This window comes from Dactylosporangium sp. NPDC051087, assembly GCF_055586325.1.
Genome location: NZ_JBVJIJ010000007.1, coordinates 291,270 through 310,880 on the forward strand (window position 1 = coordinate 291,270; position 19,611 = coordinate 310,880).

General features: G+C 72.8%; 21 protein-coding genes and 1 pseudogene. 7 read left to right on the forward strand and 15 right to left on the reverse strand.

The annotated features are described in order from the left end of the window. Positions 1-177 precede the first annotated feature (177 nt). A pseudogene (mscL, locus tag ACZ6TV_RS15990) lies at positions 178-459 on the reverse strand (large conductance mechanosensitive channel protein MscL); the annotation flags it as partial. A gap of 27 nt (positions 460-486) precedes the next feature. Here mscL and ACZ6TV_RS15995 point away from each other — a divergent pair. Both ACZ6TV_RS15995 and ACZ6TV_RS16000 read left to right on the forward strand, forming a co-directional pair. Beyond that, positions 487-1,101: a Maf family protein gene (locus ACZ6TV_RS15995; RefSeq protein ID WP_465297909.1), complete on the forward strand. Its 615-nt coding sequence runs from the start codon at positions 487-489 to the stop codon at positions 1,099-1,101. A 174-nt stretch (positions 1,102-1,275) separates the two neighbouring features. Beyond that, a complete protein-coding gene (locus tag ACZ6TV_RS16000) occupies positions 1,276-1,935 on the forward strand; it encodes an O-methyltransferase (protein ID WP_465297910.1) in 660 nt (219 codons plus the stop codon). Here the strand turns inward: ACZ6TV_RS16000 and ACZ6TV_RS16005 are convergent. The 4 genes from ACZ6TV_RS16005 to ACZ6TV_RS16020 all read right to left on the reverse strand — a co-directional run bounded on the left by ACZ6TV_RS16005 (position 1,913) and on the right by ACZ6TV_RS16020 (position 5,610). Then, positions 1,913-3,091 carry an MFS transporter gene (locus ACZ6TV_RS16005; protein ID WP_465297911.1) on the reverse strand — a complete coding sequence of 393 codons (1,179 nt, stop codon included), beginning with the start codon at positions 3,089-3,091 and terminating at the stop codon, positions 1,913-1,915. The two genes, ACZ6TV_RS16000 and ACZ6TV_RS16005, sit on opposite strands and share 23 nt — an antisense overlap. Positions 3,092-3,167: 76 nt before the next feature. Continuing rightward, entirely contained in the window at positions 3,168-3,923 is a 756-nt protein-coding gene (locus ACZ6TV_RS16010; RefSeq protein ID WP_465297912.1) for an ABC transporter permease, read from the reverse strand. Positions 3,924-3,929: 6 nt separating this feature from the next. Further along, positions 3,930-4,886, reverse strand: a complete 957-nt coding sequence (locus tag ACZ6TV_RS16015; RefSeq protein ID WP_465297913.1) for an ATP-binding cassette domain-containing protein — start codon at positions 4,884-4,886, stop codon at positions 3,930-3,932. An 85-nt stretch (positions 4,887-4,971) separates the two neighbouring features. Then, complete coding sequence (locus ACZ6TV_RS16020) at positions 4,972-5,610, reverse strand: PadR family transcriptional regulator (protein ID WP_465297914.1); 639 nt, start codon at positions 5,608-5,610, stop codon at positions 4,972-4,974. 104 nt (positions 5,611-5,714) lie between these two features. Here ACZ6TV_RS16020 and ACZ6TV_RS16025 point away from each other — a divergent pair, with 104 nt between their 5' ends. Beyond that, positions 5,715-7,466 carry an acetyl/propionyl/methylcrotonyl-CoA carboxylase subunit alpha gene (locus ACZ6TV_RS16025; RefSeq protein ID WP_465297915.1) on the forward strand — a complete coding sequence of 584 codons (1,752 nt, stop codon included), beginning with the start codon at positions 5,715-5,717 and terminating at the stop codon, positions 7,464-7,466. A 717-nt stretch (positions 7,467-8,183) separates the two neighbouring features. Here ACZ6TV_RS16025 and ACZ6TV_RS16030 read toward each other — a convergent pair. From ACZ6TV_RS16030 to thrS, 5 genes are read right to left on the reverse strand one after another with little or no spacing between them, the layout of a single operon-like run. After that, positions 8,184-8,546 carry a YbjQ family protein gene (locus tag ACZ6TV_RS16030; RefSeq protein ID WP_465297916.1) on the reverse strand — a complete coding sequence of 121 codons (363 nt, stop codon included), beginning with the start codon at positions 8,544-8,546 and terminating at the stop codon, positions 8,184-8,186. 54 nt (positions 8,547-8,600) lie between these two features. Further along, positions 8,601-9,533: a hypothetical protein gene (locus tag ACZ6TV_RS16035; protein WP_465297917.1), complete on the reverse strand. Its 933-nt coding sequence runs from the start codon at positions 9,531-9,533 to the stop codon at positions 8,601-8,603. Positions 9,534-9,591: 58 nt separating this feature from the next. Beyond that, complete coding sequence (locus ACZ6TV_RS16040; protein WP_465297918.1) at positions 9,592-10,077, reverse strand: SigE family RNA polymerase sigma factor; 486 nt, start codon at positions 10,075-10,077, stop codon at positions 9,592-9,594. 33 nt (positions 10,078-10,110) lie between these two features. Beyond that, a complete protein-coding gene (locus ACZ6TV_RS16045; RefSeq protein ID WP_465297919.1) occupies positions 10,111-10,893 on the reverse strand; it encodes a DUF3152 domain-containing protein in 783 nt (260 codons plus the stop codon). A gap of 33 nt (positions 10,894-10,926) precedes the next feature. Further along, positions 10,927-12,123 (reverse strand): threonine--tRNA ligase, encoded by a 1,197-nt coding sequence (gene thrS, locus ACZ6TV_RS16050; protein ID WP_465298000.1) that lies wholly within the window; start codon positions 12,121-12,123, stop codon positions 10,927-10,929. A 198-nt stretch (positions 12,124-12,321) separates the two neighbouring features. Here thrS and ACZ6TV_RS16055 point away from each other — a divergent pair, with 198 nt between their 5' ends. Both ACZ6TV_RS16055 and ACZ6TV_RS16060 read left to right on the forward strand, forming a co-directional pair. Continuing rightward, entirely contained in the window at positions 12,322-13,137 is an 816-nt protein-coding gene (locus ACZ6TV_RS16055; protein ID WP_465297920.1) for an Fpg/Nei family DNA glycosylase, read from the forward strand. Beyond that, positions 13,110-13,652 (forward strand): 2'-5' RNA ligase family protein, encoded by a 543-nt coding sequence (locus ACZ6TV_RS16060; RefSeq protein ID WP_465297921.1) that lies wholly within the window; start codon positions 13,110-13,112, stop codon positions 13,650-13,652. The genes ACZ6TV_RS16055 and ACZ6TV_RS16060 overlap by 28 nt, the downstream gene beginning before the upstream one ends. Before the next feature lie 8 nt (positions 13,653-13,660). Here ACZ6TV_RS16060 and ACZ6TV_RS16065 read toward each other — a convergent pair whose 3' ends face one another. Beyond that, the gene (locus tag ACZ6TV_RS16065) at positions 13,661-15,064 is read right to left on the reverse strand and encodes an NAD(P)H-quinone dehydrogenase (protein ID WP_465297922.1); all 1,404 of its coding nucleotides are present in this window, start codon (positions 15,062-15,064) and stop codon (positions 13,661-13,663) included. A 163-nt stretch (positions 15,065-15,227) separates the two neighbouring features. Here ACZ6TV_RS16065 and ACZ6TV_RS16070 point away from each other — a divergent pair, with 163 nt between their 5' ends. Next, positions 15,228-15,683, forward strand: a complete 456-nt coding sequence (locus ACZ6TV_RS16070) for a gamma-glutamylcyclotransferase family protein (protein ID WP_354789051.1) — start codon at positions 15,228-15,230, stop codon at positions 15,681-15,683. Here the strand turns inward: ACZ6TV_RS16070 and ACZ6TV_RS16075 are convergent. From ACZ6TV_RS16075 to ACZ6TV_RS16085, 3 genes are all read right to left on the reverse strand, one after another. Beyond that, positions 15,680-16,705 (reverse strand): GNAT family N-acetyltransferase, encoded by a 1,026-nt coding sequence (locus tag ACZ6TV_RS16075; protein WP_465297924.1) that lies wholly within the window; start codon positions 16,703-16,705, stop codon positions 15,680-15,682. The genes ACZ6TV_RS16070 and ACZ6TV_RS16075 overlap by 4 nt on opposite strands. Then, the gene (locus ACZ6TV_RS16080; RefSeq protein WP_465297925.1) at positions 16,702-17,451 is read right to left on the reverse strand and encodes an SCO6745 family protein; all 750 of its coding nucleotides are present in this window, start codon (positions 17,449-17,451) and stop codon (positions 16,702-16,704) included. Before ACZ6TV_RS16080 ends, ACZ6TV_RS16075 begins: the two co-directional genes overlap by 4 nt. 70 nt (positions 17,452-17,521) lie before the next feature. Further along, on the reverse strand, positions 17,522-18,307 hold the full coding sequence (locus tag ACZ6TV_RS16085) for a hypothetical protein (protein WP_465297926.1): 786 nt from the start codon (positions 18,305-18,307) through the stop codon (positions 17,522-17,524). Between the two features lie 22 nt (positions 18,308-18,329). Between ACZ6TV_RS16085 and ACZ6TV_RS16090 the strand changes: the two genes are divergently transcribed. Continuing rightward, positions 18,330-18,899 (forward strand): 3'-5' exonuclease, encoded by a 570-nt coding sequence (locus ACZ6TV_RS16090; protein ID WP_465297927.1) that lies wholly within the window; start codon positions 18,330-18,332, stop codon positions 18,897-18,899. Here ACZ6TV_RS16090 and ACZ6TV_RS16095 read toward each other — a convergent pair. Next, on the reverse strand, positions 18,896-19,522 hold the full coding sequence (locus tag ACZ6TV_RS16095) for an MBL fold metallo-hydrolase (protein WP_465297928.1): 627 nt from the start codon (positions 19,520-19,522) through the stop codon (positions 18,896-18,898). The genes ACZ6TV_RS16090 and ACZ6TV_RS16095 overlap by 4 nt on opposite strands. Positions 19,523-19,611: the final 89 nt, after the last annotated feature.

Consider the following 19,611-nt stretch of genomic DNA (forward strand, 5'->3'; position numbering starts at 1 on the left):
CGGCCAGCGCCTGGCCTCGCGCTCGTCCTGCAGGAGCTCGGCCTGCGCGAGCGTCGGCAGGTCCTCGACCAGCTGCTGGCCGCACGACCGGCAGATGAGCGCGGCGGCGGGCACACGGTCGTAGCAGAACGGGCACTGCCGCTGGTCCAGCGGCCGGCCGCGCTCCACGCCGATCCACGTCATGAACTTGATGATCACGAACAGGGCGACCGCCAGCAGCATGAACTGCAGCAGGTCGTTGAGGAACACGCCGTACCGCAGCGGCGTGCGGTGGATCGTGATCTCGAGCTTCTGGAAGTCGGGCTCCCCGGCCACGGAGGCGACCGCCTGCAGGAACAGGTTGGTGACGAACGACTGGACGAGCGTGGCGAACGCCGAGCCGATGATGAAGCCCAGCGCCAGGTCGAGGACCGTGCCACCGATCGCGATCGCTTTGAACTCCGCCCAGAGCTTCCGCATGGCCGCGATGGTACTAACGTCCGTCCCGTGAAGACGTTCATCCTCGCCTCCGCGAGCCCCGCCCGGCGGCGGCTGCTGCAGGCCGCAGGCATCGAGCCCCGTGTCATCGTCAGTGGCGTCGACGAGTCGGCGATCGAGGCGGACGGCGGCGCCGCGCTCGCCGGCACGCTCGCCGAGCTCAAGGCCCAGGCGGTCGCCGACCTGCCAGGCGTCGCGGGGTCCGCCGCGCTGGTACTGGGCTGCGACTCCGTCCTGGAGTTCGACGGCGCCGTGCTCGGCAAGCCGGCCGGCGCCGCCGACGCGGTGGCCCGGTGGAAGGCCATGCGGGGGCGGTCCGGCGTCCTGTACACCGGGCACTGGCTGATCGACGCCGAGTCCGGCAGCAACACCTCGAAGACCGTCGGCACCGTCGTGCACTTCGCCGAGGTCACCGACGAGGAGATCGAGGTCTACGTGGCGACCGGCGAGCCGCTGCACGTGGCCGGCGCGTTCACGATCGACGGGCTCGGCGGCGTCTTCGTCGACCGCATCGAGGGCGACCACGGCAACGTCGTCGGCCTGTCGCTGCCGACGCTGCGGGTGCTGATGACGATCCTCGGTGCGGGTGTCATCGACTACTGGTCGGGCAGGATCGAGGCATGATCGGGCCGGAGCGAAGCGGAGGGCTGAGCATCATGAGCACAGTGTCTGGATCAGGCCGGCGCCGGAGTGCAGCGGAGGTGACGGCATGATCGGGCCGGAGCGAAGCGGAGGGCTGAGCATCATGAGCACAGTGTTCAAGTCAGGCCGGCGCCGGAGCGCAGCGGAGGTGACGGCATGACGAGACAGACGCTTTCGCTGACCGACGCGCTGCACGCCTACGTCGTCGCCAACGGCAGCGAGCCCGACGAGCTGGTCCGGGACCTGATCGCGGAGACCGCGGCGGCGCTGCCCGGCGACGCGGGCATGCAGGTCGCGCCGGAGCAGGCGGCGTTGCTGACGTTGCTGACCCGGATCGCCGGCGCCCGGCGGGCGGTGGAGATCGGCACGTTCACCGGGCTGTCGTCGATCGCGATCGCCCGCGGCCTCGCCGACGGCGGGCGGCTGACCTGCTTCGACGTGTCGGACGAGTTCACGTCGATCGCCCGGCGGTACTGGCGGCGCGGCGGCCTCGAAGACCGTGTCGAGCTGCGGATCGGGCCCGCCGCCGAGACCCTCGCGACGTTGCCGGACGAGCCGCACCTGGACCTGACGTTCATCGACGCGGACAAGACCGGCTACATCGGCTACTGGGAGGCGATCGTGCCGCGCACGCGGCCCGGCGGCCTGATCCTGGTGGACAACGTGCTGCGCAACGGCAACGTGCTCGACCCCGACCCGGGCGACGCGGGCACGATCGCGATCCTGGAGTTCAACCGTCTCGTCCTCGCCGACGAGCGGGTCGAGTCGATGATCCTGCCGATCGCCGACGGGCTCACACTGGCTCGACGGCTCTGATCACCGCCGGTGGCCTGGTGGCGCGCTCCAGCCGCGTCACCACCACCGCGCTGAGCAGCAGGAACGCGGGCACGAGCAGAAACGCGGTGTGCGGGCCGACCGCGTCGGCGAGCGCCCCGAGCGCGAACGGGGCGACGGCGAAGGAGATCCCGACGGCGAAGGAGGCCCGCGCCGCGGCCAGGTCGGGCTGCCCGTCGGAGTGGGCGAGGGCCAGGCCGATCCCGAGCGGGTAGTGCAGGCCGACGCCGAGGCCGCAGACGAACAGGCCCGCCATCGCCGGCCACGGTACTGTCGCCGCCCAGAACAGGGCGAAGCCGGCCGCCGACACGCCCAGCGCGGCGAGCAGCATGCGGGTCGGGCGGAAGCGCAGGAGCAGCCGCCCGCCGATGATCCGTCCGGTCACCATCCCGGCGATCAGCGTGGACACGGCCGCGGTGGCCACGCCGGCCGACACGCCCGCGTGGGCCCGCAGCACGTCGCTGCCCCACAGGGTCAGGCAGACCTCGACGGAGCCCGTCGCGAACAGGCTCGTCGCGGCCAGCCAGTAGGTCCCCGGAAGCCGGCGTGAGCCCTGCCCGTCGGTGACGGTGCGGGCGAGCGGCTCCGGTGCCCGTACATTGGCGAAAACCGCCAGCAGCGCGGTCGGGACGATCACGAGCGCCAGCCCGGCGCGCCACCCGAGGCCGCTGCCGTAGGCGAGTCCGACGATCAGCGGGGCGACCAGGCCGATGCTGGCCGCGGCGGCGTTGGCCTCGCTGATCGCGGCCGGACCGGCGGTGCCGTGGTGCTCGGTGAGCGCCGCGACGACGCCGTTGACCAGCAGCGAGCCGCCGAAGCTGCCGATGGTGGCGAACGCCAGGGTCAGCGCGAGATGGTGCGCGGTGAACATGCCCGCGGCGGCGGCGCAGATCAGGGTCAGGCCGCCCCAGATGAGGCGGTGGCGCCCGTACCGCCGGATCAGGGCCGGGATGACGGCGCCGCCGACGATGCCGCCGACGGCGAAGCCGGTGCCGTGCAGGCTCGCGAGGGTGCGGCTGATGCCGAGCTCGTCGCGCAGCAGCGGGGCGACGGGTCCGAAGCCGTAGAGGAAGTAGCACCACAGGGCCAGCTGGGCGTAGATCACCCAGGTGAGGCGGTCACGGACGAGTCTCGGCACGTCCCTGACGGTGTCACGGCCCCTTCCTCCGCTGGAAGGGGCCGTGACGGTGATTGTCGTTACCGGTAAAGCCGCTTTACCGCACGCCTCTGGCGAAGGCGCGGGAGGCCCAGACGACGGTGACGAGGGTCAGGCCGCCGATGACCACGCCCGCCTGCCAGACCGAGTCGGCGCCGGGGTCCCCGGCGAACAGCGCCCGGACGCCGTCGGTGGCCCACGAGAACGGGTTCCAGTCGGCGACCCGCTTGAGCCAGGCCGGGGCGAACGTGAGCGGCAGCAGGATGCCGGCGGTCAGCAGCAGCGGCTGCGAGATCGTGTTGAGCAGCGGCGCGAGGGCGTCCTCGCTGCGCAGCTTCAGCGAGATCGCGTAGGAGAACGCCGACAGCATCAGCGAGATGACCGCCATCAGCGCGAACGCGCCGAGCACGTCGAGCACGCCGACGCTGAGACCGAAGCCGACCGCGACGACGACGATGAGCGCCGCCTGGAACAGCAGCGACACGACGTCGCGCAGCGAGCGGCCGACCAGCAGCGCGAGGCGGCTGACCGGGGTGACCCGGCTGCGCTCGATGACCCCGGCGCGCAGCTCGGCGATCAGCCCGAACCCGGTGAACAGCGAGCCGAACATGGCCAGCAGCACCAGCAGGCCGGGCACGAACAGCTTGTACGCCTCGGCGTTGGTCTGCACGCCGAGCGCCGGCTTGAGCAGCGGCGCGAACAGCAGCAGGTAGAACAGCGGCTGCACGACGCCGACGATCAGCCACACCGGCTGGCGGAGCATGAGCTGCATCTGGCGGGCGAAGACGAGCCAGGTGTCACGGAGGAATTTCATGGCTTCTCAGCTCTCCCGAAGCGAACGGCCGGTCTTGGTCAGGAAGACGTCGTCGAGGCTGGGCCGGTGCAGCTCCATCTGCTTGAGCTCCACGCCGGCGTGGTCGAGGACGCGCAGGATGTGCGGGATCGCGACGGCGCCCTCGTCGACGTACAGCCGCAGGTCGCCGTCCGCCCGCTCCTCGATCCTGCGGACGTAGTCCTGGTCCCTGAGCAGCTCGGTGGCGGTCTGCGTGGCCCCGTCGACGCCGACGGTGACCACGTCGCCGGCGACCTCGCGCTTGAGGTCGTCGACGGTGCCCTCGGTGACGACCTCGCCGTGGTCCATGATCGCGATCCGGTCGCAGAGGGCGTCGGCCTCGTCGAGGTAGTGGGTGGTGATGAAGACCGTCATGCCCTCGTCGCGCAGGCGGCGCACCTCGTCCCACATGTGGGCGCGGCTCTGCGGGTCGAGGCCGGTGGTCGGCTCGTCGAGGAACACGACCTTCGGTCCGTGGATGATGCCGAGCGCGATGTCGACCCGGCGGCGCTGGCCGCCGGAGTAGGTCTTGGTCTTGCGGTCCGCGTATTCGCTGAGCTGGAACGCGTCCAGGGCCCGCTGTGCTTTTCGCAGCGCCTCGGCCTTGTGGATGCCGTAGAAGCGGGCCTGCAGGACGAGCTCCTCGCGGGCGGTGCTCTCGTCCCAGGTGCTGCCGCCCTGGGCGACGTAGCCGATCCGGCGGCGCACCTCGCCCGGGTCCTTCAGCAGGTCGGCGCCGGCGATGACGGCCTCGCCGCCGTCGGGCGTGATGAGCGTGGCCAGCATCCGCAGCGTCGTGGTCTTGCCGGCGCCGTTGGGGCCGAGGAAGCCGTAGATCTCCCCCTCCTTGACGGAGAGGTCGACCCCCCGGACCGCCTCGACGACCTTGGTCTCGCGACCGGCCCGTGAGCGGTACGACTTCCGCAGCCCCTTCGTCTCGATCATGACGGTCTCCCCTGTCGTCTCGGTTCTCGCAGGGTCAACGTAACGCGATATAGTTCGCGTGGTCAAGCATTCCGTATATCGCGTTTTAGTCCTCGTCCTCCGGGTCGCCGAACTGCTCCCGGATGGCCCTGCGCCAGGCCTCCGCGCCGTGCTCCCCGTCGTCGGCGCCGGCCTCGTTGAAGTGCATGCCCTCGCCGCCCTCGACCCGTCCGGCGACGTCGTGGCACCAGCGGGACTCGGCCTCGGCCCGCGCGGCGGTCAGCTCGAACTGCCAGGCGACGTGCGGCGGCTTCCCGGCGGCCCACTCGTCGGCACTGTCGCGATAGGTCTTCACCCAGTCGTCGAGGAGCCTGGCCCTGGCCCGCAGCGCTCCGGCCGCCTCGGCCCTGGGCAGCGACGGCAGGAACGCGAAGGCGGCGAGGAAGGGGTCGACCGGTTCGGCGTACTCCCACCAGTACCGCCGCAGCATCGCCTGATACTCGACCTCGCCGGACTTGGTCAGCCGGTATCGCGTGCGGGCCGGGCGGCCGTCCACCTGCGCGGTGTCGACCGCCTCGAGGAGCCCCGCGTCGGTCATCCTGCGCAGCGCGTGATAGATCGACCCCGGCTGGACCGCGGCCCAGCTCTCCACGTTCCAGCTGGTCAGCTCCTTGCGGATGTCATAACCGTGGACGGGCTGGAGGTAGGAGATCAGCCCCATGATCATCAGACGCGTAGTAGACACGACACAATCGTAATAGTTGCCGCTTGACTATGACATTGTTGGCAACGGAACTGTCGGACGGGTCGCCTAGACTGCGCGGAGGGTTACCCAAGGGAGCGTTCAGCGTGCGCAAGGTTCTCATCGCCAATCGGGGCGAGATCGCCGTCCGCGTCATCCGCGCCTGCCGCGACGCCGGTCTGGCCAGTGTCGCGGTCTATGCCGACTCCGACCGCGACGCGCTGCACTCCCGGCTGGCCGACGAGGCCTATGCCCTGGGTGGCGACACCGCCGCGGAGTCATATCTGCGCATCGAGAAGGTCATCGAGGTCGCCGTCTCCTCCGGCGCCGACGCCGTGCACCCCGGCTACGGGTTCCTCTCGGAGAACGCGGACTTCGCCCAGGCCGTCATCGACGCCGGGCTGACCTGGATCGGGCCGACCCCGCAGGCGATCCGCGACCTCGGCGACAAGGTCACCGCCCGGCACATCGCCCAGCGCGCCGGCGCGCCCCTGGTCCCCGGCACCGCCGAGCCCGCCAGGGACGCCGACGAGATCGTCGCGTTCGCCCGGGAGCACGGCCTGCCCGTCGCGATCAAGGCCGCCTTCGGCGGCGGCGGGCGCGGCCTGAAGGTCGCCCGCACCATCGAGGAGATCCCGGCCCTCTTCGAGTCCGCGACCCGCGAGGCCGTCGCCGCGTTCGGCCGCGGCGAGTGCTTCGTCGAGCGCTATCTCGACCAGCCCCGCCACGTCGAGGCCCAGGTCCTCGCCGACCAGCACGGCAACGTGATCGTCGTCGGCACCCGCGACTGCTCGCTGCAGCGCCGCCACCAGAAGCTCGTCGAGGAGGCGCCCGCGCCGTTCCTCACCGACGCCCAGCGCGCCCAGATCCACGAGTCGGCGAAGGCGATCTGCCGCGAGGCCGGCTATCACGGCGCCGGCACCGTGGAATATCTCGTCGGCGCCGACGGCACCATCTCCTTCCTCGAGGTCAACACCCGCCTGCAGGTCGAGCACCCGGTCAGCGAGGAGACCGCCGGCGTCGACCTGGTCCGCGAGCAGTTCCGCGTCGCCGACGGCGAGAAGCTCCGCTTCGACACCGACCCCGAGCCCCGCGGCCACTCGATCGAGTTCCGCATCAACGGCGAGGACCCCGGCCGAGGCTTCCTCCCCGCCCCCGGCACCGTCACCGACCTGCGCCTGCCCACCGGCCCCGGCGTCCGCGTCGACACCGGCATCGAGTCGGGCAGCGTCATCGGCGGCAACTTCGACTCCCTCCTCGCCAAGGTCATCATCACCGGCGAGACCCGCGAGCAGGCCATCGAGCGCGCCCGCCGGGCCCTCGACGAGATGGTCGTCGACGGCATGGCCACCGCGCTGCCCTTCCACCGCGCGGTCCTGCGCGACGAGGCCTTCACCGCCACCCCGTTCCGCGTGCACACCCGCTGGATCGAGACCGAGTGGCACAACACGGTGCCGCCCTTCACCGCACCCGCCGGCGACCCGCCCGCCGCCGAGGAGCGCTCCACGGTGGTCGTCGAGGTCGGCGGCAAGCGCCTCGAGGTCTCCCTGCCTGCGGGCTTCGGCGCCGGTCCCGCTTCGGGTGCGGCGCCCGGTGCCGCCCCCCGCCGCCGCACCGGCGCCAAGAAGCAGTCGGGCGCGGCCGGCGGCGACGCCCTCACCAGCCCCATGCAGGGCACCATCGTGAAGATCGCCGTGGCCGAGGGCGACACGGTCGCCGAGGGCGATCTGATCGTCGTCCTGGAAGCGATGAAGATGGAGCAACCCCTCAACGCCCACAAGTCCGGCGTCGTCACCGACCTGACCGCCACCGTCGGCGAGGTCGTCTCCGCGGGCGCCGTCATCGCCACCCTGAAGTAGCCACCACCCCGGCCGCGGGCGGTCCACACCCTGCGGCCGGACCCGTTCCGCCGTCACGACCAGCGGCGCCGACCCGGCGCGCGGGCCTGGTCATGCGGCTGTTTCCGGCGCCGGGGGCCGCGCGGCCGACAGGCGGCGGCCGCGAGGCCCGCTCCAGGTCCGGCCACCGGATGAAGCGGTCCCAGATCCCGTCCCGCACGCTCCACCCGAGCCGCCGTGGAAGCAGCCGCCGGACGACGCCGCGCCCGCAACCCCCTGGCACCGACAGACGCCTCGAAGCCGGAGAACGACGGCCCGGCCCGCCTCAGGTCCGGCGCCAGGACGATGCGACCCCCCGAACCCTCGTGCCCGCACATCACCCGAGCTGCCGGGGAGCGGGTCCCCGCACGCACCAAACGGTCTGCCGCGGGGGCGGTCACCGGACGACATCATGCCCACGTCTCAAGGCCGGAGGCCGGCAACCACGCATCCGTCAGGTCCGGCCACCGGACGAGGCGGTCCCCGAACCCCGTCCCGCATGCTTCACCTGAGCCGTCGTGGAGCCGGTCACCGGGCGATGCCTCCGACGCCGAGGGGACTGTGGTCGACGCTGAAGTTCCGATGGGCTGACAGCGATGGCCTGGCGCAGTTCACCCCGGCGGCCGCACGGCGGGGGCTGTGTCTGCGGCCGCACCACCGCAGGCGACAGGCGTGGCGGCCGGGGTGTGGGAGAGGTGGTCAGCGGGCGGCGGTGGGGGATCTGTCGGCGGCGTGGGCGCCATGTGTGGTGTGGAGGGGGACGGCGACCACGGCGGTGCCGTAGGCGCAGAGCTCTGCCCAGGTGTTGGTGAAGTCGCGGTGGTCGAAGCGCATGCCGACGACGGCGTTGGCGCCGCGTTGTTCGGCGACCTGGACCATTTGGCCGACGGCGCGGGCACGGGTCTGGACGAGGAACTGGGACATGTCCTGGCCGGGGCCGCCCTCGGTGGAGCGCAGGCCGGACGCGAACGGGTTCTTCGACGTCGCGCACACGCCCAGGACCTCGCCGAGCACGGTGGTTATCTCGTAGCCCGGTAAACCTTCAGTGGTGACAACCAGCACATATGAATCGTATGCACATATGTACGGTTTGGTGTGCATGTACCCCGAAGATCCTCATCCCTGGCCCGGGGTGGCCGCGGGGGTGACGGTGATGCCCGCCGCGAAGCGGAGCAGGTCGGGCTCCGGCAGGGGTACCGCCGCCGCCGACTGCACCACGAGCAACCTGCCGTCGCCCAGGTCGACCTGGAGCACCACATAGCCGTCCTCGGGGTCGCTCAGCGTGCCGGGGTGGCCGGCGACGTCGACGGGACGGCCGGCGGACCGTTCGGCGGCGACGCTCAGCATGACGGTGATCTTGCCGACGAAGGTGGCGTCGAAGGGGAGGTCCGGCGGGCAGAACGTGACGGCGGCCGGGCTGATGTTGTCGACCGCGTAGCCGGCGGGGATTACGGCGAACGTGAACGGGGCCGGGGCGGTCACCGGCGTGGCCACCAGGCTCTTCGCGAAGCCGGCCAGGTGGTCGGCGGGCACGGCCGGGTCCGCCCGCAGCTCGAGCCACTGCTCCGGGCCCTCCTGCCACACGATCGCGTCGCCGGTGGCGGCGAGGAAACCCTGGACGCCCCGGACCGGGACGGGGGTGGCGAGCCCGGCAGGGCGGGTGGGGCGCACGGTCAGCGTGGCGGTGCCGCCGTCCGGCATCGGGAGGCTGATCGTCGGGAGTCCGGCTTCGAGGCGTACGTCGGGCGCGGCCACCACCCCGTCGACGGGTGCCGGGCTGAGCGGGAACGTGACGGTGACCGGCCCGGACGGCTCGGTCAGGGCGGACGGCTCGGCGACGGCGTAGGGAGCGGCGTAGGGAGCGAGCCGCAGCGGCACGGTCACACCGATGCCGGCGAGCACGGCGACCGCCGCGGCGACCACGGTACGGGCCCGCCGGGTCCGGCGGCGGCTCTCCGTGCGCACGGTGGTGAGGAGGGTCGCGCCGGCGGGGGCCTCCTCGGCGTGGCGCCGCAGCAGGTCACGGACGCGGTGCTCGACATCGCTCACGGCCGGCCTCCACGACACAGCAGGAAAGAACGCAGCAGGGAAGAACGCGGGAAACCGGTCATGGCAGCGGGACGGGGGTCAGCGCCGACCTGAGCCGGTGCAGGGCGTGGAACGCGTGGACGCGCACGGTCGCCTGGGCGCAACCGAGCAGCCTGGCGATCTCGGCGTCGGGCAGGTCCTCGTAGTACCGCAGCACGATCACGGCGCGCTGCGAGCGGGGCAGGGCGCGCAGCGCGGTCCACATCTCGTCGGCCTCGACGACCCTGTCCGCGAGGTCGCCCGGGGCGGCGACCGGCGGGAACGCGGCGACCGGACGCTCGGTGCTCGCGCGGCGGCGGCGCCAGGACAGGTACTGCCGCAGGATCGCCCGCCGGACGTACGGCTCCGGGCCGTCCGAGCCGGTGATCGCGTGCCAGCGCCGGTGGGCCCGCACCAGGGCCTCCTGCGTGAGGTCCTCGGCCAGGTGCCGGTCGCCGGTCAGCAGGTACGCGAACCGGAGCAGCGCAGCGCTGCGCACCGTCACGAACTCGTCGAAGTCCCGCACATGGGTCTTGACGTTGCGGGAGGGGCCGGGCGTTTATGGCTGCTCCTCTGGAGTCGGGTCGTCGTACTGCCCGGAGCGGCCCGCGTACGGGCGGCCGTCGACGATCGGCCACGGGTTGGCGGCGCAGCCGTGCAGGCCGAGGGTCTGCTGCTGCATGACGGGCGCGGGCCGGCCGGGGCCGGGGCACAGTTCGTGGCCGCGGCCGAGCCGGTGACCGGTCTCGTGGTTGACGACGTAGGCGCGGTAGGCGGAAAGCTCGTAGCCGGGGATGGCGCGGGCCCAGCGGGCCACGTTGACGACGACGCTGTTGCCGTTCCTGCAGGAGGTGTACCGTTCGTAGCCGTTGCCGCACAGCACGTCGCGGGTCGCCGGGGTGGCGAGGAAGACGGTGAAGTCGTAGCGTTCGCCGGCCCCGGCCCGGCGCAGCCGCCAGTTGCCGGTGGCGGGCCAGCTGCGCGGGTCGGCGTAGACGAGCTCGACGGCGTCGCCGAACGTGGCCGCGTCGACGCCGGTGACGCCGCGTTCCACCCCGACCCGGTAGGTCAGCAGCCGGCCGGCGGCGCCGATGACGGGGCCGCCGGCGGCGGCGAAGTCGAACGCCCCGCCGCCGGCCACGGGGAAGCCGATGACCGGGACGTCGGTGGACACGGGCCCGCGCGAGGAGGACGAGGGCACCGGTGCCGGCGGCGGGGACAAAAACGGGGACGAGGACGGGGACGGGGACGGGGACGACGCGACGGCGGGAGCCGAGAGCGAGGGCGTGGACGAGCAGCCGGCCGCGAGGGCGAGCAGCACGACGATCGGGAGGATCCGCACGCCCGGACTGACGCGCCGGCCACGCCCGGCTGTTTATGGGGCGGCGCACACCTGCCGGAGCTCGGCGACGGCGGCGTCGACCGGCAGGACCCCGGACAGCGCGCCGGCGTCCCGCGGGCGGATCGAGACGGCGCCGGCGGCGGCCTCCCGCTCCCCCACGACCGCGACGAACGGCACCTTCCGCGCCGCCGCCTGCCGGATCCGCGCGCCGAGGCTGCCCGCGTGCCACTCCTCGACCCGCAGGTCGGCGGCCCGGCACGCGCGCAGGAACGCGCCGCCGGCACCCGCGTCGGACACGGGCAGGACGACCACCTGCAGCGGCGCGTACCAGGCCGGGAACGCCCCGTCGTGCACCTCGATCAGGTGCGCGAAGAGCCGCTCCATGCTGCCCGCCACGCTGCGGTGCACCATGACGGGCCGCCGCCGCTCGCCGCCCGCGTCCACGTAGGACAGGTCGAAGCGGGCCGGCTGGAAGTGGTCGACCTGCACGGTGGCGAGGGTGCTCTCCCGCCCGGCGTGGTCGACCAGCTGGACGTCGATCTTCGGCCCGTAGAACGCGGCCTCGCCGGGGGCCTCCACGTAGGACACCTTCGCGGTTTCGAGGGCTTCCCGCAGTACCGCCGACGCCGCGGACCACATGGCGGGGTCGTCGACGTACTTCCCGCCGTCCCCGCGCAACGACAGGCGGAACGACGACGGCGAGAAGCCGAGCGCCTCGTGCGCGACCCGCATCAGCCGCAGCGACTCGACGACCTCGTCGTGCACCTGGTCCTCGGCGCAGAAGACGTGCCCGTCGTTGAGGGAGATGGCCCGCACGCGGGACAGGCCGCCGAGGACGCCGGAGCGTTCGGCGCGGTACTGCCCGCCGATCTCCCCGATGCGCAGCGGCAGCTCACGGTACGACCGGCCGCGCGCGGCGAACACGGCCGCGTGGTGCGGGCAGAGGCTGGGCCGCAGCACGAACGCGTCGTGCTCGCTGAGCGCCATCGGCGGGAACATGTCGTCGGCGAAGTGCGGCAGGTGCCCCGATCTGACGTACATCTCCTGCTTGGCGAGGGGCGGGGAGTACACGTGCTGGTAGCCGTTGCGGCGTTCGAGGGCGTGGAGGTAGTCCTCGACGGCGCGGCGGGCGGCGGCGCCGGCGGGCAGCCACAGCGGCAGCCCCGCGCCGACGAGCGGGTCGGAGTGGAACAGCTCGAGGTCGCGGCCGAGCTTGCGATGGTCCTGCATGGTCATGACTCCCTTTCGCGGTGGTGGAAAGGGGGCGGCGCGCACGAAAAAGCTCCGGGGCGCACGCCCCGGAGCTTTGCTGGACAGTGAGTGTCAGCGCCGCCGGGGTCGGCCCGGCGTCGTCGTGGACAGTGCGCTGTGACTCATGCCCCCGAGAATAGCGCGCCGGCATCCGGGCCCGGCGGGTATAAACGTGCGGTGCCTGAAGGTCACACCATCCACCGTCTCGCCGAGCGGCACCGCAAGCTGTTCGCGGGCCGCGCCGTCGCCGTCAGCAGCCCGCAGGGCCGGTTCGCGGACGGCGCCGCGCGCGTCGACGGGCTGGTCCTGCTCGACACGGCCGCGCACGGCAAGCACCTGCTGCACCGGTACGAGGGCGACATCACGCTGCACGTGCACCTGGGTCTCTACGGGAAGTTCACCGACGGCGACGGCGACCCGCCCCCGGCGGTCGGGGAGGTCCGGCTGCGGATGGCCAACGGCGAGCACTGGCTCGACCTGCGCGGCCCCACCGCCTGCGAGCTGCTCGACCCGCTGCAGGTCGAGGCCCTGCTCGACCGGCTCGGCCCGGACCCGCTCGCGGATACCGACGACGGCGGGGTGAAGGCGTTCGCCGCGATCAAGAAGTCGGAGCGGCCGCTCATGGCGCTGCTGATGGACCAGTCGATCGTCGCGGGCGCCGGGCTGATCTACGTGACGGAGGCGCTGTTCCGGGCCGGGCTGCGCCCGACGGTCCCCGGGCGGCGGCTGACCCGCCCCAGGTGGAACGCGATCTGGCAGGACCTGCGGATGCTGATGCGCACCGGGGTCGAGGACGGCCGGATCGACACCGTCCGCAGCGCCCACCTGCCCGAGGCGATGGGCCGTGCCCCGCGCGTCGACCGGCACGGCGGCGAGGTCTACGTGTACCGCCGCACCAACCAGCCCTGCCTGGTCTGCGGCACCCCGGTGCGCACGGCGGAGCTCAACGCGCGCAACGCCTACTGGTGCCCGGTCTGCCAGGCGACCCGCTGATGGTCGCCGCCCTGGAGCTGCACCTCGACGAGCGGTCCACCCGCCGGATCCGGGTGCTGTGGGACCTCCTCGAGGACCTCGGCGTGCAGACGCTGCGGACCCCGCACGACGGCAAGCACCGGCCGCACGTGTCGCTGATCAGCGCCCGGGCGCTCGACCCGGACGCGGTCGCCGAGGCGCTCGAGCCGGTGCGGGTCGCGGCGCCGCTGCGGCTCAACTTCCAGTTCGCGGGCGTGTTCGTCGGGCGGGTCGTGTTCCTGGGCCTGGCACCGACCCCCGACCTGATGCGGCACCAGGCCGAGGTCTGGCACTACCTCAGCGCCGCCGGGATCGAGGGCCTGCCCCTGTACGACCCGGGCGAGTGGGTCCCGCACTGCACCGTGTCGATGCGGGTGCCCCGGCCGATCCTCACCGACGCGCTCCGGCGCTGCCTGGAGGTCCTGCCGATCGAGGCGACCGTGAAACGGGCCGCCGTCGTCGACTACGCCCGGGGCGTCTACCGGGAGCTGCCCTAGGACCGCGACTAGTCCGAGGCGTGCAGCATCAGCTGGCGGGCCGCCTCGGCGACCGATCCGGAGATCGACGGGTAGATCGTGATGGTGTGGGCGAGCTGGTCGACGCTCAGATGGTTCTCCACCGCCATGGCGATCGGCATGATCAGCTCGCTGGCCTTCGGCGCGACCACGACACCGCCGACGACCAGGCCCGACGCGGGCCGGCAGAAGATCTTCACGAAGCCGTCGTCGAGCCCGTCCATCTTCGCGCGGGCGTTGCCGGCCAGCGGCAGCATGACCGAGCGGGCCGGCACGCGACCGCTGTCGATGTCGGACTGGGTGATGCCGACGGAGGCGAGCTCCGGGTCGGTGAACACGTTGGCCGCGACGGTGCGCAGCTTCAGCGGGGCGACCGCCTCCCCGAGCGCGTGCCACATGGCGATCCGCCCCTGCATGGCGGCGACGCTGGCCAGGGGCAGCAGGCCGGTGCAGTCGCCGGCCGCGTAGATGCCGGGGACGTTGGTCCGCGAGACCCGGTCGACGGTGACGTAGCCGCCGGGGGCGACGTCCACGCCGTACTCCGTCAGGCCCAGCGCCGCCGTCTGCGGCACCGAGCCGACCGCCATCAGCACGTGGGAGCCCTCGACCGAGCGGCCGTCGGCGAGCTCGACCACGACCCCGCCGTCGACGCGCCGGGCGGCGGCGGCACGGGAGTTGTTGAGGATCGTCATGCCGCGGGCGCGGAAGACCCGCTCGATCGCCATCGCGGCGTCGGGGTCCTCGTGCGGCATGACCCGGTCGCGGCTGGAGACCAGGGTGACGTCGATGCCCATCGCCAGATACGCGGAGGCGAACTCGGCGCCGGTCACCCCGGACCCGACGACGATCAGGTGCTCGGGCAGCTGGGGCAGGTCATACACCTGCCGCCAGTCGAGGATCCGCTCGCCGTCCGGCGCGGCGGTCTGCAGCACCCTCGGGGTCGCCCCGGACGCCAGCAACACCGTTGAGGCGGCAATCACATACGGAGCGTCACCACCCGCCGGTGTGATCTGCACCGCATGGGTGTGACCGAGCGTGTCCTCTCCGAGGCGCGCAGTGCCGGTGACGAACTCGACGCCCGCCTTGACGAGCTTCGAGTGGATGTCGCCGGACTGGGCGGCGGCGAGACGCTTGACCCGCCGGTGCACCGCCGGGCCGTCGACGCGCACGTCGTCGCCGGGCGGGCCGATGACCCCGAACTCCTCGGTGTCCAGGTGCGCGGTGACCACGCTGGAGCTGGCGATGAACGTCTTGGACGGCACGCAGTCGTGCAGCACGCACGCGCCACCTGCGCCTTCGGCCTCGATCACGGTGACCTCGGCGCCGAGCTGCGCGGCGACCAGGGCCGCCTCATAGCCCGCCGGGCCCCCTCCGATGATCACGATCCGGCCCACGAACGCCACCCTTCTCGCCTGCTGTCGCAACATTGTCCCTCGTCGGCGTGCGCCTCTGAGCAGGGACCCAGCCGAACGGCCGCAACGCGCCGACGAGTGGATCCGAATCCGACACGCTCTGCAGTATTCTCTCCCGCACCCTGACGGGTTTATCGTCATCGCCGTGCGCCATTACGCCGCGTATGGCTCGAACCTGGATCCAGCCCGCATGCGGGCCTACTGTCCGTATTCGCCGATGATCGGCACCGGCTGGCTGGAAGGCTGGCGGCTGACCTTCGCCGGTGAGGATGTCCTCGGCTGGGAGGGCTCGGTCACCACGATCGTCGAGTCACCCGGCGACCGGGTCTTCGTCGCGCTCTACGACGTCCACCCCAACGACGAGAAGCAGCTCGACGAGGTCGAGGGGCAGCTCGCCGGCACGTACCAGAAGCTCCACCTGCGCGTGGCCACCCTCGACGGTGACGCGACCGCGTGGGTGTATGTCTTCAACGGGTACGAGGGCGGCCTGCCGACGGCCTGGTATCTCGCCGAGATCGCCAACGCGGCCGCGAAGGCGGGCGCCCCGGCGGACTACCTGGACGAGCTGCGGGGCCGGCCGACGAAGACCGCCATGCCTTAGAGCGGGCGCTCGTAGACGTCCGCCGCGAACACCACCGTCATGCCGACGCCGGTGTAGAGGTGGTATGCGCCCGTCGGGTTGGTCAGGTCGACGCCGAGCCCGGCCGACGTGCGCCCCTTCGCCGCGTAGGTCGCGAAGGCCGTCCGCAGCAGCGCGCCGCCGAGCCCGGTCCTGCGGTGCCCGCGCAGCACGGCCAGGTTCTTGATCCAGCCCTCGCCGTGCTCGACGGCCTGGTCGGCGGACTGCAGCACGCCGACGATCTCGCCGGCGCCGCTCACGGCCACGAACCACTCGTCCCAGCTGATCGACGGCAGGCTGTCCAGAGCCGCGCGCCAGTCGTCGTAGGGCGTCGGCTGGAAGTCAGGGGTGTCGGCGAACGCCGACTCGAGCACCTCGTGGAAGCGCGGCAGGTCCCCGGGCGTGACCGGGCGGATGCCGAGGCCGGCCGGGGCGGTCTCGTCGCCGGTCAGCGGGCGGCGCATCCTGGCGTGCCGTTTGACGAAGGCGAAGCCGCCGGCCTGCAGTACCGACACCAGCGCCGCCTCCGAGGCGAGCGTCCCGGCGCGCAGGATGCCCTGGGTGACGCCGTTGCGGCGGGCGCGGTCGGCGGCCCGGGCGACCGCCAGCTCCAGCAGTGGCGCGTAGGCGGGCTCGCCGCGGCCGGGCCACCCGTAGAGCTCGACGTTGTCCCGGGCGCCGCGCTGCGGGTTGTCGACATACGCCCAGGCGACCGGCTCACCGTCGGGGCCGGCGGCGAGCCACGTGTCGACCGCGGGGTCCTCGGACGGTGCGGTGAGCGTCGCCACGACCTCGTCCTCGGACCAGTCGGGCTCGCCGAGCGCGGCGATGTCGCTGGCCCGCGTGATGGCGAGGATGGCCGGCACGTCGCGCAGCGTGCAGCCGCGCACGGTCCAGCCGTCCACCCCCGGCAGCGCGCCCGGCCGTCCCGGCAGCGCGCCCGGGGCGGCGTCCGGTCCCGGCAGGTCACCCGGGGCGGCGTCCGGGCCCGGCAGGTCGCTCATACGGGCGCTCCTTCCCGGACGGTGGTGACGGCCGCGTCGAGGAGGTTGACCAGCTCGACGCGCTCGGTGGGGGCGAGGGCGCGGAACGCCTCGCCGGCGATCCGGTCGGTGAGGGCCTCGGCCCAGCTGCGGCGGCGCACCAGCGGCTCGAACGGCGGGAACGGCGGCTGCCAGCCGAACGCCGTCGCGCCGGACTCGCCCTCGGGCCCGGCGATGATCGCCTCCAGGGGGCTGAGGCCGCTGGCCCGGATCGCGAGGAGGTGCGCGGCGCCGCGGTGCTCGCGCAGCAGGTGGGCCAGGACCGCGGCGCGGGCGCCGGGCGAGTCGTCGGGCAGCGGCATCGCCCGCCACGCCGCGAACAGCGGCATGCCGGCCGTCTCGGCGCTCACCACGACCCGCTCGGCGAGCTCGACGAGCTTCGGCAGCGCGTAGAAGCTCTCCAGGTGCTCGCGGCCCCAGCGGCAGCACTCGTCGAGGTTGTCGGCGGCGATCTGCTCGGGCGGGGCGACCTTGCGGGCCGCGTCCCACCCGTCCTGCACCGCCGCGGGCGCGATGAAGCCGAGCGCCGCGGCGACCGTGTCGGCCCGCACGTCGCCGAGGGCGCCGCCGCGACCGGCGACGTAGAACGCCCAGCCGGTCAGCCCGATCTGCCGTGCCCGGCGCATGGTCTTGGGGTCGTCGCTGAACGCGCCGCCCAGCATCAGGACGGCCTGCTTCGCCGCCGCTGCCGCCTGCTCGGGAGTCACCCGGCTCATTCTGCCTGCTCGGGTGGATCACAGAGTAGGCACTCGTTCGTGGCGATGCGTCAGGTCGGGATCAGGACAGGTCCGCGAGGGCGTCCTGGGCGATTTTCACCCGTTTCTCGGCCGACCTGATCGCCTTCTCGGCGGCGGCGACGGCGCGCTCCGCCTCCGACCTGGCGGTCTCCGCGTCGTTCAGCTGCTGCAGCGCGGTCATCAGCTCGCGGCGGGCCTGCTTGACCGCTCTGGCGTGGTCCTCCTCGGCGCGGCGCCGCTCCTCCTCGCGCCTGCGGGCCTCGGCGCGCTGCTCCCGGTCGTCCTGGGTGGGGGCGGACCGTTTCGCCGTCACGGTGCCGACGCTCCGCTCGCCCTGCACCAGCCGCAGCTGTGGCCTCGGGGTCTCCCCGAAACCGGTGTACTCGAGCGATTTCGTCAGCGCCCCCTGCCGTACCGCGGCCGCGACGTCGGCATCGGCCAGCGCCGCCGAAAGGGTGCCCTCCACCTCCACGAGTGAGACGGCGTCGCGGCCGGCGAGTCCCGCGGCCTCCTTCGCCAGCGCGGAGACGGTCGCGCGGCGGCGGGTGGACAGCTCGCGCAGCTCGGCCCCCCGCAGGTCGCGCTGGGCGTCGCGGAGCTGCTCACCGAGCTCCAGCAGCTCCTCGACCAGGTCGGGCCGCTCGTGGGCGAGGAGGTTGACCAGCCACGCGGCGACGGTCGGCTTGCGCAGCTTGCCGATCGCGGCGGCGAGCCCGGTGTCGCGGGCCTTGCGGGCCTTCGCGACCTCCTCGGACCGGACCGCGACGAAGTCCTCCGGCGGCGCCGAATACAACCTGGCCACCACGGCGGCGAGCGCATCGTCCACCATCCGATCGTAGGATCAGCGGATGCGCGCGGACGTCTATTTCTCCCTCGATGTCGAGGCCGACGGCCCGATCCCGGGGCCCTACTCGATGGTGAGCGTCGGCCTGGCGGTCGCCGGGCGGTCCGACGGGGTGTTCGTGGCCGCGGACCCGACCGCCGACACGTTCTACCGGGAGCTGCGCCCGATCAGCGACGACTTCGTCCCCGAGGCCCTGGCGGTGTCCGGGCTGGACCGGGCGGCGCTGCTGCGCGACGGCGCCGACCCGGCCGCCGCGATGGGCGAGCTCGGCGACTGGGTGACCCGCGTCGCGGGCGACGGACGGCCCGTCATCGTGGCCTACCCGGCCGTGTTCGACTGGATGTTCCTGTACTGGTACCTGCTGCGCTTCACCGGCCGCAGCGTCTTCGGCCACTCCGGCTGCCTGGACATCAAGACCCTCTACGCGGTCCGCGCCGGCGTCCCCATCGGCGCGGCCGTGAAGAGCCGCATGCCGGCGCACCTGCTGTCGAAGCGCCGGCACACCCACCACGCGCTCGACGACGCCGTCGAGCAGGCGGAGCTCTTCGCGAACCTGATGGCCTGGCGGCCTTAGACCGACTCGCCCGGGTCGAGCCTGGTGTACCGCGTGCCGGACAGCCTGGTCATGTGGCCGGTGACCATCTGCTGACCGGCGTCCACGAGCAGGCTGTCGTGCAGGGCGAACGCCCGCTCCGGCGCGACCGCCCGGGTGAAGTCGATCGCCTCGGCGAGCTTCAGCCACGGTGCGGACACCGGCACGAACAGCGTCTCGATCCGCTCGTCCGGCACGTGCAACGCGTCGCCGGGGTGATAGAGCGGCCCGGCCGGGGTGTCGATCACGAAGCCGATGTTGACGATCCGCGGGATGTCGGCGTGGATCACCGCGTGCTGCCCGCCGACCGCGCGGACCGTCATCCCGGCGGCGACGAACGTGTCGCCGGGGGCGACCGCGTAGACGTCGGCGTCGAGGTCGGTCAGCTGCGCCTCGACGTCGGCGTGGGTGTGCACGGTCAGCTCGGGACGCTTCAGCCCCCGCAGCGCCTCGATGTCGATGTGGTCGAAGTGCTCGTGCGTGACCAGGACCGCGTCCGCGCCGTCGAGCGCCTCCGCCTCGCTGAAGACCCCCGGATCGATCACCAGCACCCCGCCGTCGTGCTCGATGCGCAGACAGGCGTGCGTGAACTTGGTGATGCGCATGGCCGGTCTCCCTTTCGCCGTGCTCTTGCCGTGGCTTCGCCGTGTCGTAACCGTGACTGTGCACCCGGGAACCGGCGTGGCGCCCTCCT

Excerpts from the sequence above, each read along its gene's own strand:
- thrS (WP_465298000.1), bottom strand. The coding sequence starts at position 12,123 with ATGCAGGACCATCGCAAGCTCGGCCGCGACCTCGAGCTGTTCCACTCC.
- ACZ6TV_RS16090 (WP_465297927.1), top strand. The coding sequence starts at position 18,330 with ATGCGCGCGGACGTCTATTTCTCCCTCGATGTCGAGGCCGACGGCCCG.
- ACZ6TV_RS16010 (WP_465297912.1), bottom strand. The coding sequence starts at position 3,923 with ATGAAATTCCTCCGTGACACCTGGCTCGTCTTCGCCCGCCAGATGCAG.
- ACZ6TV_RS16075 (WP_465297924.1), bottom strand. The coding sequence starts at position 16,705 with ATGAGCGACCTGCCGGGCCCGGACGCCGCCCCGGGTGACCTGCCGGGA.
- ACZ6TV_RS16095 (WP_465297928.1), bottom strand. The coding sequence starts at position 19,522 with ATGCGCATCACCAAGTTCACGCACGCCTGTCTGCGCATCGAGCACGAC.
- ACZ6TV_RS16000 (WP_465297910.1), top strand. The coding sequence starts at position 1,276 with ATGACGAGACAGACGCTTTCGCTGACCGACGCGCTGCACGCCTACGTC.
- ACZ6TV_RS16015 (WP_465297913.1), bottom strand. The coding sequence starts at position 4,886 with ATGATCGAGACGAAGGGGCTGCGGAAGTCGTACCGCTCACGGGCCGGT.